The organism is Vreelandella sp. F11 (assembly GCF_042466685.1).
Taxonomy (GTDB): Bacteria; Pseudomonadota; Gammaproteobacteria; order Pseudomonadales; family Halomonadaceae; genus Vreelandella.
Genome location: NZ_CP170448.1, coordinates 577265 through 591924, shown reverse-complemented (window position 1 = coordinate 591924; position 14660 = coordinate 577265). Strand labels below are relative to the sequence as shown.

Sequence of the window (14660 nt, the reverse complement as noted above, 5' to 3'; positions counted from 1 at the left end):
CCTTATTAGCGCTGGAGTTTTTATTGTGACCCGACAACGTTTGATGATGGCAGCGCTATTGATCACTGCCATTGGTGTGTTTTTCCTCAGCGGCGCCCACCAATGGTTCACCCTGGAAACCCTCAAGACGTACCAGAGCGACTTTCAAACAGCGTTTAACCAATACCCATGGCAGGTGGCGGGCGCCTTCTTTGCCGTTTATGTCGTGATGACGGCCCTTTCACTGCCTGGCGCCACACTATTAACCCTGCTGGGTGGCGCGCTGTTTGGGCTTGGCTGGGGACTGCTGATTATCTCCTTCGCCAGCACCATGGGTGCCACCCTGGCTTTTTTACTCTCGCGCTTTCTGTTCCGTAACCCTATCGAAAAGCGATTTCCCCGCCAGTTCGCCGCCGTGAACCGCGGTGTTGAGCGAGATGGCGCCCTTTACCTCTTCACCCTGCGTTTGGTGCCGGTGTTCCCATTTTTCATGATCAACCTGGTCATGGGCCTGACGCGGATCAAGACCGTCACCTTTTACTGGGTCAGCCAGGTCGCCATGCTGCCCGGCACCGCTATTTATGTAAATGCGGGCGGGCAGTTGGGTGACTTGGAGAGTTTGGGAGGCATCCTCTCACCCACGCTTATCGCCTCATTTTTGCTGCTGGCCATCTTCCCCTGGATCGCCCGGCGCATTGTGCTGCTGGTGCAGCAGCGCAAGACATATAAAGGTTTTACCCAACCCGCACACTTTGACTACGACATTGTGGTCATCGGCGGCGGTTCGGCGGGGCTGGTCACCAGCTATATCGCTAGTGCGGTCAACGCCAAGGTGGCGCTGGTGGAAAAACATAAAATGGGCGGCGACTGCCTGAACACCGGTTGCGTGCCCTCCAAAGCGTTGATTCGTGCTGCCCGTGCCGCCCATGAAATACGCACCGCCCACCGCTTCGGGGTGACCACCAGCGAGCCAGAGATCGACTTTGCCAAGGTAATGGGCCACGTCAAACAGGCGATTAGCGATATCGAACCCCACGACAGCGTGGAGCGCTATCGTGGCTTGGGCGTTGAGGTCTACCAGGAGCACGCTAAACTGATCTCGCCCTGGGAAGTCCAGGTCGGCGATAAAACCCTGACCGCTCGCCATATTGTGCTGGCCACCGGCGCAAGACCCCGGTTGCCCTCGCTGCCTGGTATTGAGAGCGCCCCTGTTTTAACCTCCGAGAACCTCTGGTCGCTCACTGAATTGCCCAAGCGTTTAGTGGTTCTAGGCGGCGGTGCCATTGGCTGCGAGCTAAGTCAGAGCTTCGCCCGTTTGGGTAGCCAAGTCACCCTGGTGGAAGGGGTTTCCCAGCTGTTGGGCCGTGAAGATCACGAGGTCGGTGAGCTGATTGAAAGCACGCTGGTTAACGAAGGCGTGACAGTAATGACCGAGGCTAAGGCGCTGGAAGTAATCCAGGGCGAGACAGGCCATCAGCTCGCAGTGGAGCATCATGGCGAGCGCAAATTGCTCCCCTTTGACTATTTGCTGGTCAGCGTGGGTCGCCAGGCCAATGTTGAGGGCTTAGGGCTGGAAGCGCTGGGGATCACGACCACCCAAGCAGGCACCCTTGAACTGAATGAGCGGCTGCAAACCCGCCTACCCAATATCTGGGCCTGTGGTGATTTAGCCGGGCCTTATCAGCTTACCCACGCCGCCGCGCACCAGGCGTGGCACGCGGCAGTCAATGCCCTGTTCGGCGAACTAAAAAGCTTTGCGGTGGACTACCGCTATATGCCCGCGGTTACCTATACGCAGCCGGAAGTGGCCAGGGTTGGGTTAAACGAACAAGAGGCCAAGGCACAAGGTGTTGCCTTTGAGATCACCCGCTACGCCATGAGCGAAAGTGACCGCGCCATTGCCGAAGGCGCGACTCAGGGCTTTATCAAGGTGCTTACCGTGCCTGGCAAAGACAAAATCCTGGGCGCCACCATCGTTGCCGAAAACGCTGGCGAGTGGCTAGGCGAATTTACCATCGCCATGAAGCACGGCCTGGGTCTCAACAAGCTGCTGGGCACCATTCACCCCTACCCAACGCTGGGCGAGGCAGCCAAAGCCACGGCGGGTGTATGGAAAAACGCTCATAAGCCCGAGCGGGTACTGGCACTATTGAAGCGCTACTTCAATTGGCGGCGCGGTGATAAAGATTAACGGCCGTCTTTCGGTGGATGTGCTTTAGCAAATGTTTCGATGATGTCGCGCACGACTTTTTTCTGCGCGGCAGGCAACCCCCGATAGAGTAAAAGAACCTGCCACTCGTCACTTGAAGATGAAACCTCCCAGTTTGGCGTTGGCTCACTGACACTATTATAAGCGCTGTCGCCATAACGCAATTGGTGCGGATCCACTAGTAGCCAGCGTGCTAATACCTGAAGCTTGTCCTGACTGGGGATTGAGTCACCTCGCAGCCACCGCCTTACGGCCTGAAATGTAATCGGCTTTCCCCAGTAGCGCAGGTTAAATTCCCGCTCAAGCACCGATGGCCGCGCTTCGTAACCGGCGGCTTCGAGTGCTGATTTCAGACGCTCAGCGAACATGATTTTTTCATTCATGCCGCCAATGTGAAGCGATTGTTCAATAATAGTTGAATAACGGTTCACCTTTTGATTGAATCATTAATTCAATTTCGAGTTTTCGCTTAGCAGTATTAGGCGAGTAGCTATGCTAAGCGCTGAAACACGGCGCTTGAGGAGTCATTCTTGATGAGTGGCACACTATCTCCATCGGTGCAAAATCTCGACAACCTGTGCCAAAAGCTAGCGCTACTATGCGGCTCGGCAACGCCTCTGGAGCTTTTTGAACTGCTGGCTAAAACGCTCCACTCGCTTACCCAGGGTCAACCCGTGGTACTTTATCGCCGCTTAAGCACAGGCAACCTTCGTTTGGCATACTGCTATCCGCTGGAAAGTACGCTGGCCTCCCATCATGCGCTGCTCGCTATTCGTTGCTATGAGGATCTGGCGACCTCAGACCTGCAACTTTATGAGCTAAAAGGCGAACATGAGGTATGGGGGTATATTGGGCATCCTCCTGCGGTTCACGCTGGGCCTGACAAGTGGATCCAGCTACTTGTCGACATTGCATCCCAGCGCTTACTCCTGTTAAAAGCAGAGCGTATAGCTGCTCGCCACTCAGGTTTAAAGTCTCTCCGCAGGCTGCTCTCCCGGGATATTAAACGACTTACTTCTATTGACGATATTTTGCAGCACCACGGCGCCAGCTGGTGCGATATTTTTCAGGCCGAAGGCATTGCGCTGGCTTATCAGGGCGATCTTCACTGCTTTGGCGAATGCCCCTCCAAGCACCAGCTGTTTCATCAATTACAGCAGTTGAATCAGCAAAACACCCATGACGAAATTATCGAGCTGCATGGCAGTTGCCAAGGCGGTTTGGCTGCCCCTCTTAGTGTCGCGCATGCCCCACTAGGCTGGTTGCTGCTATTTCGCCAACAGCCGCTCCTCCCTGCGCTGGTGGCTGATGCAACGCTTCAAGACGTCTTGAGCTATTGGCTGCCTCAGGAAGCCTCAATGATCATCGAGCTGGCCGACGATTTAGCTGTGACCATAACAGCCCAGGAGGTCGTTCACCTCAATCGCCAGTTAACCAAAACTAATCAACGCCTTGAGGGTCTGGCCCATACCGACCCCTTAACAAAATGCTGGAACCGCTACTATACAGAGCTAGTGATTGAGGATTTGATCCATTCGTCGGTCAGTTTTGCCATGTTGATGTTTGATATTGATGATTTTAAAAATATTAACGATACCTATGGCCACGCCATCGGGGATGATATCTTGTGTGATATAGCGCAGTTAGTGCAGGAGACGCTGAGAGCTGATGATCACCTTGGTCGCTGGGGAGGCGAAGAGTTCGTCGTCATATCCAAAGAGCTTGACCAAGACGCCAGCTTGAAGCTGGCTAACCGGCTCTGCCGCTGTGTGGAGCAACACACCTTCTCCATCGCCGATCAGTTAACGGTGAGTATCGGCCTGACCCGATTAAAGCCCGGCGACCAGCCTCGACAGCTATTTGAGCGGGCGGATCAAGGCATGTATCTGGCCAAAATGGCGGGTAAAAACCAAGTCTTTGTCTGCTAAACATTCCATATCACCTTGCTTCTCTATAGGCGATGCCCATGCAGCAATTATTACTGATTGGTGCGGGCCATGCCCACGCCTTTGTCCTTGAAGCCTTTGCCCAGCAGCCTGCTTCAGATATTGCCATTACTGTAGTGAGTGACAGCCCCTTGGCCGCTTACTCCGGCAGTGTGCCCGCATGGCTAGCGGGAGAGTGCACGCTGCGGGAGACGCAAATCGACGTGGCGGCGTTATGCCAACGGGCCAACGCTCGATTGATTCTTTCCCCAGCGAGTAGCATCAATACCCAGGCGCGTTACGTAGCGCTGGCGAATGGCGAGCGCGTTAATTTTGACGTGGTCTCCTTAAATATCGGCTCGACCCTGGTGCGCCCCCAGCAGCATGGGGATAACCTCCCCAAGCTACTCGCCATGCGACCACTAAGCAGCCTACACCAGCGCTGGCAAGTAGTGAAAAATGAGCTTAGCCACTTACCCAGCGGCGGTGACCAACGAGTTCTAGGCGTTGGGGGCGGTGCAGCAGGCTGCGAAACATTGATGAGTGTACTGACCCAGCTGCGCAAGCAGCGCCCGGATATTGTTTGGCAGGGGCACTTACTCACTGCTGCTAATGCACTCTTGCCCGAAGCTGGGCGCTTGCCACGCTGGCTTACCCGACGCGCGCTCTCAAAGGCAGGCATTACCGTTCACGTTGGGCAACGCGGCGAAGCCTTGGTGGAAGGTGGGGTAACCACCCAGGACGGTACTCGCATTGATGCGGACATTGTGCTCTGGGCAACCGGGGCTGTCGGCCACTCTTGGCTTGCAAACACCTCGCTACCACTGGATAAACACCACTTTATTCAGGTAGAAAACACCTTGGAGGTCTCCGGCCAGCCGGCTATTTTCGCCGCGGGCGACTGTGCAGCATTGACCCCAGCGCTACCCAATGCAGGTGTATATGCAGTGCGTATGGGCCCCCACTTAGCAGACAACCTCCGCCGTGCCTGCCACAGCGAACCGTTACTCCCCTGGCAGCCACCCGAACGGGTGTTGGCACTGATTGGCACCGGTGATGGCCGCGCCATTGCCAGCCGCGGTGGTTTCGGGGTATCCGGCAAGTGGGTATGGCAATGGAAGAAGCGGATTGATGCGCGCTTTATCGCCCGCTTCAATCCGCCTTTTGAGAGCTAACCGACTGTATTAGTTGCCTTCGCGCCAGCCGCCTAGCACGCGACTATCAGGGCCAAAGAAGACCAGCCGATCATGGTCAATCAAATACCGATAGGCGGTTTCCAACATACCCGTGACCCGTTTGGCATCGGCCATTTGCGGGCATGCCATACGGGTGGTGGCCAGTTGGCTAAATTCTATGCGCTGGTTTTCACCGAGTGTGACTTCACCAGTAAAGCGGTTACAGCCGTCGTGGCCGCTAACCTTGCCCTCTTTTGAAATCTGGAAAAATGGCGTTTCCGGCATGGAGAGCCGCTCATCGGTGCCTAACAGCAATAAATTCCAACGCTGATCGACGATCGCGCCAGAAAGCGAGGAGCCACTCGGCACTGATTGCGGCGCAGTGCTTGGCCCTGGCGAACTGCTACACGCACTTAACAGTAACGCAGCGGAAACCAGTAGTGGCAGTAAACGCCAACCTTTCATGGTCATGGTGAACTTTCCTTGTGTCATAGTCTTTGTGTCGTCGTCTTTGTGGAATAGCTCTGTGTGGAATAACTCTTTGTGGAGTAACTACCAGCTGCCGCTGTTTTCCATGGAGGCCCATGGCTCTTGTGGCGCCAGGGCATCGCCTTTCTGCAGCAGCTCCACAGAGATTCCGTCCGGTGATTTAATAAACGCCATATGACCATCCCGGGGCGGGCGATTAATCGTTACACCGTTGTCCTGAAGGTGCTGGCAAAGCGCATAAATGTCGTCCACCCGGTAAGCTAGGTGGCCAAAATTGCGCCCGCCAGTGTACTCTTCAGGATCCCAGTTATAGGTCAGTTCTAATTCTGGTGCGGTCAGCCGCTCCGAGCGCGGTTCATCTGCTGGCGCGGCCAGGAAGACCAGCGTAAAGCGCCCTTTCTCATTCTCTTTACGGCGCACTTCTTTAAGCCCCAGCAGATCGCAGTAAAAACGCAGTGAAGCATCCAGGTCACTGACACGCACCATGGTATGTAGATATTGCATATCGACTCCTGAGAGAAAAAAACACCCTAGTCATACTTTACAAAAACGTGACAGCGAAAATAAATCGCGGCAACGCTGTATAATTAAATAATACCCTTTATCTTAGCTGGGTTTACCTGTCGGAGAAACCTGTGGATTCAGTCACTCAAGCCGCGCTTGGCGCAGCCATTGGCGGTGCCGTATTGGGCAAGCGATTAGGGCGCAAGGCCATCCTTATCGGCGCCGTACTGGGCACCCTGCCCGACCTTGATGTCGTGTTGGACTATGGCGATGCGGTGGCCAATGTTACCGAGCATCGTGGCTTTAGCCATTCGCTTTTTGTGCTTACTGGTTTAGCTACCCTACTGGCACTGCTGTGCGCACGCTTTGCTCCCGCAAAAGATATCAGCCTGCTCCGCTGGTGGTGCTTCTTTACACTAATACTGATCACCCATCCACTGCTCGACGCGCTCACCACGTACGGCACGCAGCTGCTTTGGCCGCTTGACCTCTCCCCAGCGGCATGGCCGATTATTTTTATAATCGACCCGCTCTACACCCTTCCATTACTGATTGCGCTTGGGATTGCACTGATATCACAGCGAGTAATGAAGGCGTGCGCTTGGGGATTAGCGATCACTTGTGTTTACCTTGTGATGGCCGCTGGGGCTAAGTTAACGGTGGAGCAACGCCTTGCCCCGGCGCTGGCGGAGCAGGGGCTGGAGGAAGCTCCCCTACTGATACAACCAACGCCGTTTAACATTGTGCTATGGCGTGCCACGGTCATGGGCGAGGAGCGTTATTATGAAAGTCTGGTGAGCGTGTTTGACAGCGACTGGCAACCGCGTCTTGAGCCGCTGGTTAGTAACCCAGAATTGGCGGAGTATGCCCTGGCTAGCCAGCAAGGGCAGCGCTTAACGTGGTTTACGGGCCCTTTTCTGCGCTATGAAACACGACTTCTGGACGGGAAAGAGACGCTGATCGCCACCGATATTCGGCTCGGCTTCCCTGGCTTTCATCCGTTTAGCTTTACCCTGGCAACCCTTGAAGGTGATCGCTGGCACCCGCTGGCGGTGAGCGAGCAAGTAGAGAGTACCCGCGGTATTCAGTTGGAAACCCTATCGCGACTTGCCTCTCGCGCCACTGGCAACACCTCAGCCCTTTGCGCCAGCGACTTTGTGCCGCCAGAGTGGCGGGCCGAGCGTATCGTCTATCGTTGCTGAGCTAGCTCTGTATTAGATTCGGCTAGGGGGCAATACCCTGGCCACAGCCACTATATTGCTCCCCGCCATAGGTCAGCGTAACGCGGGCGGGGAAAGGCTTGCCGCTCATGTTATCGAAACAGGCCCCAGCGTCGATACGCACACGAAAAAAGGGCTCCACATCAGCGTTCTCAATCACAACTCGACCCGCTTCATTGTCCATCACACTCACCATATAAGGTAGTTGAAGGCGCTCTTCCCCGTAGTTCGTCTCCAGCGTCAGCGTGGGCGTGTCATTAGCGAGCGCCACCGTCCAACCCGGCTCGTTACCCTGACCAAAGAGCATCACACCGGGCTTCTCCGCACGGATTAAGGCATCACGCTGCTCGGCCAACGAGCACTGCAGTTGCCCTCTTGGCGTTTCCACTAACGCCTTGTCCCCCCGGTTCCAGAAGCTAATCTCACCATCTTGGTAGCGTGCGCCGCTAGCTACGACGGCTTGGGGCAGCCGCCATGCGCCGTGCAGCGACCATAGGCGCAAATCGTTGGCATTGGTGGCAGTGACTAAGTGCTGCTGTGCAGGCTCGCAGTGCCACGCCTCAAAACGCTGCGCAGAACCAGGAAAAAGCGCCGAAGGCAGAAAGGGCGCCCGGTTATCCAGCGTTGCTTGGTTAGCGGCTGTCGTTTCTGCTGAGGGGGTGGCTGCACACCCTCCGAGTACCACCATCACACCGACAGCGGCGATGGCCCCACCCCATGCTTTTAACGTATTCATAGGTCATGCTCCCTGTATAACTCACTCTATTGATTGCTGAACGCCTTACCCGCGTTTGAACGCCTGCAGATCGTGCGTATCGATACTTTCCACCTGCGGGGGCAACCCTAGCTCTTCGCGTTTGATTTTAACCTGCATTTTTTCCGCTAACCGTTCGGCGTCGTCATCGGTGGTGCGCCCATTAAGCTCCGCCAACTGCGCCATGCCCTGATGATAAAAAGTAAGCAGATCCAGCGCCGTGCGGTTGTTCTCTTCCACCGCTTTACGCAGTTGTGAAAGATAGCCACTGACTTGCGACAAATGATGTTTGAGTTGCCAGACGTAGCGCACCTCCGTCATCCATGGGCGCTCGCGCAGCACGGCAAATAGCGCACTGGTGGCCAATAGCCCAAGCAGCACGCCTAAGGCATTGAGCCATAGGCTGCTGCCAAAGGTGGAGGTAAGAAGCATTGAGAACAGGAGGCCAAAAATAATCAGTTGCCCCGCCATGGCAAAGCTAATCATGCGGGCCTTGCGGCGGTAGGTCTCGGGATCGTGATGTTCTAAGGTAAATACCATGGCCAGCCTCATTATCGCTGCAAATGCCCTATGATACGGGGCTGACCAGGGCAAACAAGTAATAGCGTTAGTAAGTCACTTAAGCCAAGCGCTCTGCCGCTGTTTTGAGCAGATGTTCGGTGGTTTCCCAACCGACGCAGGCATCGGTGACCGAGACGCCGTAACGCAGGGCATTCGGCTTGAGCGGCTGCTTGCCTTCGAACAGGTGGCTCTCCAGCATCAGCGCTACCAGGTTGGCTTCGCCCGCCTGACGCTGCGCCAATACATCCAGCATTACTTCACTCTGACGGCGGTGATCTTTACGCGCATTGGCATGGCTGCAATCCACCATTAGCCGTGGGTTTTGCCCGGCATTACGCAGTGCGGTGGTCGCCGCACGTACGTGTTGGGCCTGATAGTTAGGCTCGCCGTGACCGCCACGTAGCACCACGTGGGTGTGCGGGTTACCCACGGTTTGCTGAACGACCGGATGACCGTGAGCATCCACTGCAAAACGCTGTTGCGGATGGGCCGCCGCACTCATGGCATCAATCGCCACTTGCACATCGCCGCTGGTGGCATTTTTGAAGCCCACCGCTGCTAGCAAATCACTGGCCAGTTCACGGTGCAACTGCGATTCGGTGGTGCGTGCGCCAATCGCTACCCAGCTCAGCAAATCATCCAAGTAAGGCGCCAGCATCGGCTGCAAAAGCTCGGTGGCCACCGGCAGGCCGCGGGCGGCGACCGCATGCATTAGTTCACGAGAGAGCGCCAAACCGCGGGGCATATCGCCGCTGCCATCCAAGCCAGGGTCGTAGGCCAGCCCTTTCCAGCCCACGGTGGTACGCGGTTTCTCCACGTAAACGCGCATCACCGGCAAAATGTGCTCGCTGACCTCTTCACTTAACGCGGCCAAGCGGTCGGCGTACTCAAGCGCTGAGTCCGGGTCATGAACGGAGCACGGACCCACCACAACCAGTAAACGATTATCGTGACCACTCAAAATTTGCTGTACGGCATGGCGCTGACGGGCAATTTGTTCCGTTAGCGGGTCGCTTAACGCGATACGTTGGCGCAGCTCGGCAGGGGTTGGCAATCGGTGTGCAGTGGACTCGGGCGCTGACGGTGTTAGTCGAGCAGTCGCATGGGCAGTGGATACAATGGTTTTGTTAATAGCAGGGCTGACAGGCGCATTCATGATTAATTCTCCGCAATCGTGTGACATCGTATGGCTGTGTGACCACCCAATTGAACACGGTCGGAGGTGGCAGCTAGTACCGACCGCGCGTCGCTAAATCGCCAGCTATAGCCGTAACCCATAAAGCCGGTAGCGTAAGCGTTAGTCAGTGCGCGATAGATCATGATGCTGCTCCTTGATGAAATAGTAATGAAAACTCTTTAAATCCAACAATAGCCATGTCTGAAAATAGTTAGCCCCAAAACGCCAGAAGCCCCGGCGGGGTTACCGACCGGGGCTTCTGTGCTTGCGGCAGGCAACCGGGTGGTGTGCCTGTTGGCGCGACGTTAGGCGTCGGCCAGCGGCACACCGTGGCTAAACCAATACCCATAAAACGCGAAGCCGCCAGCCAATTCTGGCTGCGAGTTCACTGTATGTGGGTTGGTTAGTCGCTGCATGCCCATATTCCGTTAGATTCTGTTAGTTCCACTGAATAGCTAGCCCAAGTAAATCGTCTGGTAGGGCTGCCGTCATGGCATTGAGGTTTTATCCTGCCTGCAAGCGCTGCAAATGGCAACACTCAACCACTAAAAGCTTGTACCCAACCAATGGTCGCGGGCAGCGCGCTCATACTTACCAGCACAACCACGCCTAGAAAGATGGCCAGGAAACCAGAATCGTCTTTAAAGTTTTCGTCGTGATGGGCCATGTTAGCCTCCTTTTTTATCAACGCTATATCAGGGGAGCGTTACAACGCTGCGGTCATATTAAGTAGAACGCGGTGCGTAGGCAAATACATCCGAAAACACCCGTTCAAGCTTCATGCCTTTCATGTCGAGCACATCCAGGCAGGCGTAGACCATGTTGGGCGAGCCTGAGATATAGACGTCGTGGGTGTCCGGCGTGATATCAGCCGTTTTCAACACCTGGTCAATACGCCCAAGGTGATGGGTGATCCGCTCACCTGCTGCTAACGGCTCTTCCAAAGGCGATTCGGTTACCGCATGAAAGTAGACATTGCCGTGGGTTTGCGCCCACTGGCTGGCCAACTGCTCCAAATAGAGGTCGCGGTGTTCACGGGCGGCCCACCACAGCGACACTTTTCGTTCGGGCTGTTCATGCAGTACCGCTTCGACAATGGCTTTCATCTGGGAAAAACCGGTTCCCGCTGCAATCAGCAACAGCGGCCTTTCGCTGTCGCGATCCAGCACACACTCACCGCCGGGCAAACGCAGCGTAAGCTGGTTGGCTACCTGCAGCAGTTCACGCAGCCGCGCTGAGTTATCCCGCTCCGGCCAATGCTGAATATGCAGCTCGATAACACCATCGCTGCGATCGGCACTGGCGATCGAAAACGGCACCCAGGTGGCATCGTCCAGTTTAAGCTCTAAATATTGCCCCGGCGCATGCTGCATGGCTTCGGCGCGCCCGGCGAGCGTCACACCAAACACATCGGGGCTTAAGTTCTCAACCTCGGTGACCTGGCACGTCAACGTCCTTGCACTCATGAAAGCCTCTTTTAACAAATTCGGTCAGCGATACGCTGCATGATCCACTACTGAATTAACTGCATCAAAGGCGAGAGGGCGGTAGCTCAAGGCCAATCCCCAGTGCTTCCCAACGTTCATCCACGCGCGCTTTAATGGCATCGTCCATCACAATCGGGGTGCCCCATTCACGATCCGTTTCGCCTGGCCACTTATTGGTGGCATCAAGCCCCATTTTCGAGCCCAGGCCTGAGACTGGCGAGGCGAAATCGAGATAATCAATCGGGGTATTTTCGACCATCACGGTGTCGCGTGCGGGGTCCATCCGGGTGGTAATCGCCCAGATCACGTCTTCCCAATTGCGTGCGTCCACGTCGTCATCCAGCACAATCACAAATTTGGTGTACATAAACTGACGCAGAAAGCTCCACACCCCCATCATCACGCGTTTGGCGTGGCCGGGGTACTGCTTCTTCATGGTGACCACCGCCATGCGGTATGAACAGCCTTCCGGCGGCAGGTAGAAGTCGACAATTTCGGGAAACTGCTTACACAGAATGGGCACGAAGACTTCGTTGAGCGCCACGCCCAGAATCGCCGGCTCATCCGGCGGACGCCCCGTATAGGTCGAGTGGTAGATAGCATCACGGCGCATGGTCATCCGCGTGATGGTAAACACCGGGAAGTGGTCGACCTCATTGTAGTAACCGGTGTGGTCACCAAAGGGGCCTTCCGCCGCCATATCATCCGGGTAGATAAAGCCTTCGAGGATAATCTCGCTGGATGCGGGTACATCCAGATCGGCGTGGCCGCACTTGACCAACTCGGTGCGCGAACCGCGCAGCAGGCCCGCAAAAGCATACTCGGACAGTGAATCCGGCACTGGGGTCACAGCGCCCAGAATCGTCGCTGGGTCGGCGCCAAGCGCCACAGCCACTGGAAAGGGCTCGCCGGGGTGGGCCTTTTGAAACTCCAGAAAATCCAGCGCGCCGCCGCGGTGGGAGAGCCAACGCATGATTAGCCGGTTTTTGCCAATCTTCTGCTGACGGTAAATACCTAGATTCTGGCGCTTCTTGTGTGGCCCTTTGGTAATCACCAGTGGCCAGGTAACCAGCGGCGCTGCATCGCCGGGCCAGCAGTGCTGAATGGGCAGCAGGCCAAGGTCGACCTCGTCATCTTCATACACCACCTCTTGCACCGGCGCATGCTTGACGTTTTTGGGTCCCATGCTGAGCACTTGCTTGAAGATCGGCAGCTTATCCCAGGCGTCTTTCAAGCCTTTGGGCGGATCAGGCTCCTTTAGAAACGCCAACAGCTTGCCCACTTCTCTGAGCGCTTCTACCGACTCCTGCCCCATTCCCAGCGCTACCCGTTTGGGAGTACCAAACAGATTGCCCAACAGCGGCATGTCGTGGCCTTTAACGTTTTCAAACAGCAACGCCGGACCACCGGCACGCAGCGTGCGGTCACAAATTTCGGTAATTTCCAGGTAAGGATCGACTTCGACGTGGATACGTTTGAGTTCACCCTGGGCTTCAAGCGCCGCGATGAACTCACGCAGGTCTTTATACTTCAAGGCACGCTCCCTGGCTGGCGAATGCGCCGCTAGATGGCATTAGCGGCGTTGATCATAGCGGCGGTTCATAACTACACGCTAGCGTCGCACTTGCGCTCTCACTTAGCGGCGCTTCATCGCTTCAAAGAACTCTAGATTGGTCTTGGTATCTTTCAGACGGTCAATCAGGAATTCCGTAGCGGCGGTATCTTCCATCGGATTAAGCAGCTTACGCAGAATCCACATGCGCTGCATTTCATCCTCAGAGGCCAGCAGGTCTTCACGACGGGTGCCACTGCGGCGGATATTGATCGCCGGGAATACGCGACGCTCTGCCAGTTTGCGGTCCAGATGGGCTTCCATGTTGCCGGTACCCTTGAACTCTTCGAAGATGACTTCGTCCATCTTGGAGCCAGTATCCACCAGCGCCGTGGCGATAATCGTCAGGCTTCCGCCCTCTTCGATGTTACGCGCCGCACCAAAGAAGCGCTTCGGCTTTTCCAGGGCGTGGGCATCGACACCACCGGTGAGCACTTTGCCGGAGCTCGGTACCACGGTGTTGTAAGCACGCGCTAAGCGAGTAATCGAGTCGAGCAGAATGACCACGTCTTTCTTGTGCTCAACCAAGCGCTTGGCTTTTTCGATGACCATTTCCGCCACTTGCACGTGACGCGCAGGCGGCTCATCGAAGGTCGAGGCGACTACTTCGCCGCGCACAGTGCGCGACATTTCGGTCACTTCCTCAGGGCGCTCATCGATCAGCAGTACGATCAAATGACACTCTGGATTGTTGCGCGTGATGGAGGTCGCGATGTTTTGCAACATCAGCGTTTTACCCGCCTTCGGCGGCGACACCAGCAAACCACGTTGGCCTTTACCAATCGGCGCGGTTAGATCGATGATCCGCGCGGTAAGGTCTTCCGTAGAGCCGTTACCGATCTCCATACGCATGCGATCGTTTGGGAACAGCGGCGTTAAGTTCTCAAACAGGATCTTATGCTTGGCATTTTCCGGACGGTCAAAGTTGATTTGACTGACCTTCAGCAGGGCGAAATAGCGCTCACCCTCCTTCGGCGGACGGATTTTGCCGGAAATGGAGTCACCCTTACGCAGATTGAAACGGCGGATCTGCGAAGGCGATATATAAATATCGTCGGGACCGGCGAGATAGGAGCTGTCAGCGCTACGCAGGAAGCCGAAGCCATCCTGAAGAATTTCCAGCACACCATCGCCATAGATATCCTCACCACTCTTGGCGTGTTTCTTGAGGATGGCGAAAATGATGTCCTGCTTGCGCGAACGGGCCAAGTTATCAATACCCATTTCACGGGCGATATCGAGGAGCTCGGGAACGGTTTTTTGCTTGAGTTCAGTGAGATTCATCGGTGTGTTAGAAAGTTGCTCATGGAAGCTGGGCGCCAGGCGCCGGGAGTAAGACAGGAGGCGTGAAAGTGACGCCGTGTGATGCGTTCAGACCCCGGTAAAGACACGCGCTCGAAGATGAAAGGAACGGCGTTGAACCTAACTAACAACGCTGCTGCCTGTTGTTATTAAGACTCAACTCGAGGGTGCTAACACTTGTTTAATCTGGTTCCCACAGGAGAGTGGCTGAACCAATGGGCTATCTGACGACTTGGAATTCTGGCTGACGCTAACGGGATAAACAG

General features: G+C 55.7%; 14 protein-coding genes. 4 read left to right on the top strand and 10 right to left on the bottom strand.

All coding sequences use genetic code 11. The annotated features are described in order from the left end of the window. Positions 1–25 precede the first annotated feature (25 nt). Positions 26–2170: an FAD-dependent oxidoreductase gene (locus tag ACFIOZ_RS02725; RefSeq protein ID WP_386082089.1), complete on the top strand. Its 2145-nt coding sequence runs from the start codon at positions 26–28 to the stop codon at positions 2168–2170. Here ACFIOZ_RS02725 and ACFIOZ_RS02720 read toward each other — a convergent pair. Then, entirely contained in the window at positions 2167–2619 is a 453-nt protein-coding gene (locus ACFIOZ_RS02720) for a transcriptional regulator (RefSeq protein ID WP_276206544.1), read from the bottom strand. The two genes, ACFIOZ_RS02725 and ACFIOZ_RS02720, sit on opposite strands and share 4 nt — an antisense overlap. 102 nt (positions 2620–2721) lie before the next feature. On the opposite strand from ACFIOZ_RS02720, the gene ACFIOZ_RS02715 reads away from it, so the two are divergent. Together ACFIOZ_RS02715 and ACFIOZ_RS02710 are read left to right on the top strand one after the other, a co-directional pair. Beyond that, on the top strand, positions 2722–4116 hold the full coding sequence (locus tag ACFIOZ_RS02715) for a GGDEF domain-containing protein (protein WP_386082087.1): 1395 nt from the start codon (positions 2722–2724) through the stop codon (positions 4114–4116). Positions 4117–4148: 32 nt separating this feature from the next. After that, the gene (locus ACFIOZ_RS02710; protein ID WP_386082085.1) at positions 4149–5288 is read left to right on the top strand and encodes an FAD-dependent oxidoreductase; all 1140 of its coding nucleotides are present in this window, start codon (positions 4149–4151) and stop codon (positions 5286–5288) included. A gap of 9 nt (positions 5289–5297) precedes the next feature. Here ACFIOZ_RS02710 and ACFIOZ_RS02705 read toward each other — a convergent pair whose 3' ends face one another. Both ACFIOZ_RS02705 and gloA read right to left on the bottom strand, forming a co-directional pair. Further along, positions 5298–5759, bottom strand: coding sequence for an META domain-containing protein (locus ACFIOZ_RS02705; RefSeq protein ID WP_386082084.1), 462 nt, complete (start codon positions 5757–5759; stop codon positions 5298–5300). An 81-nt stretch (positions 5760–5840) separates the two neighbouring features. Further along, positions 5841–6281 carry a lactoylglutathione lyase gene (gloA, locus tag ACFIOZ_RS02700; RefSeq protein WP_386082082.1) on the bottom strand — a complete coding sequence of 147 codons (441 nt, stop codon included), beginning with the start codon at positions 6279–6281 and terminating at the stop codon, positions 5841–5843. A gap of 131 nt (positions 6282–6412) precedes the next feature. On the opposite strand from gloA, the gene ACFIOZ_RS02695 reads away from it, so the two are divergent. Next, positions 6413–7483, top strand: coding sequence for a metal-dependent hydrolase (locus ACFIOZ_RS02695; RefSeq protein WP_386082081.1), 1071 nt, complete (start codon positions 6413–6415; stop codon positions 7481–7483). Positions 7484–7505: 22 nt separating this feature from the next. Here ACFIOZ_RS02695 and ACFIOZ_RS02690 read toward each other — a convergent pair whose 3' ends face one another. The 7 genes from ACFIOZ_RS02690 to rho form a co-directional block, all read right to left on the bottom strand. After that, complete coding sequence (locus ACFIOZ_RS02690) at positions 7506–8237, bottom strand: MliC family protein (protein WP_386082080.1); 732 nt, start codon at positions 8235–8237, stop codon at positions 7506–7508. Positions 8238–8282: 45 nt separating this feature from the next. Continuing rightward, on the bottom strand, positions 8283–8795 hold the full coding sequence (locus ACFIOZ_RS02685; protein ID WP_064236090.1) for a DUF3087 family protein: 513 nt from the start codon (positions 8793–8795) through the stop codon (positions 8283–8285). A gap of 79 nt (positions 8796–8874) precedes the next feature. Next, entirely contained in the window at positions 8875–9972 is a 1098-nt protein-coding gene (locus ACFIOZ_RS02680) for a 3-deoxy-7-phosphoheptulonate synthase (protein WP_386082078.1), read from the bottom strand. 559 nt (positions 9973–10531) lie between these two features. Then, on the bottom strand, positions 10532–10660 hold the full coding sequence (locus tag ACFIOZ_RS02675; protein ID WP_386082077.1) for a hypothetical protein: 129 nt from the start codon (positions 10658–10660) through the stop codon (positions 10532–10534). Between the two features lie 58 nt (positions 10661–10718). Then, the gene (locus ACFIOZ_RS02670) at positions 10719–11459 is read right to left on the bottom strand and encodes an FAD-binding oxidoreductase (protein ID WP_386082075.1); all 741 of its coding nucleotides are present in this window, start codon (positions 11457–11459) and stop codon (positions 10719–10721) included. A gap of 64 nt (positions 11460–11523) precedes the next feature. Then, positions 11524–13014, bottom strand: a complete 1491-nt coding sequence (gene ubiD / locus ACFIOZ_RS02665; RefSeq protein ID WP_386082073.1) for a 4-hydroxy-3-polyprenylbenzoate decarboxylase — start codon at positions 13012–13014, stop codon at positions 11524–11526. 102 nt (positions 13015–13116) lie between these two features. Further along, positions 13117–14376, bottom strand: coding sequence for a transcription termination factor Rho (gene rho, locus ACFIOZ_RS02660; RefSeq protein ID WP_386082071.1), 1260 nt, complete (start codon positions 14374–14376; stop codon positions 13117–13119). Between the last annotated feature and the right edge of the window lie 284 nt (positions 14377–14660).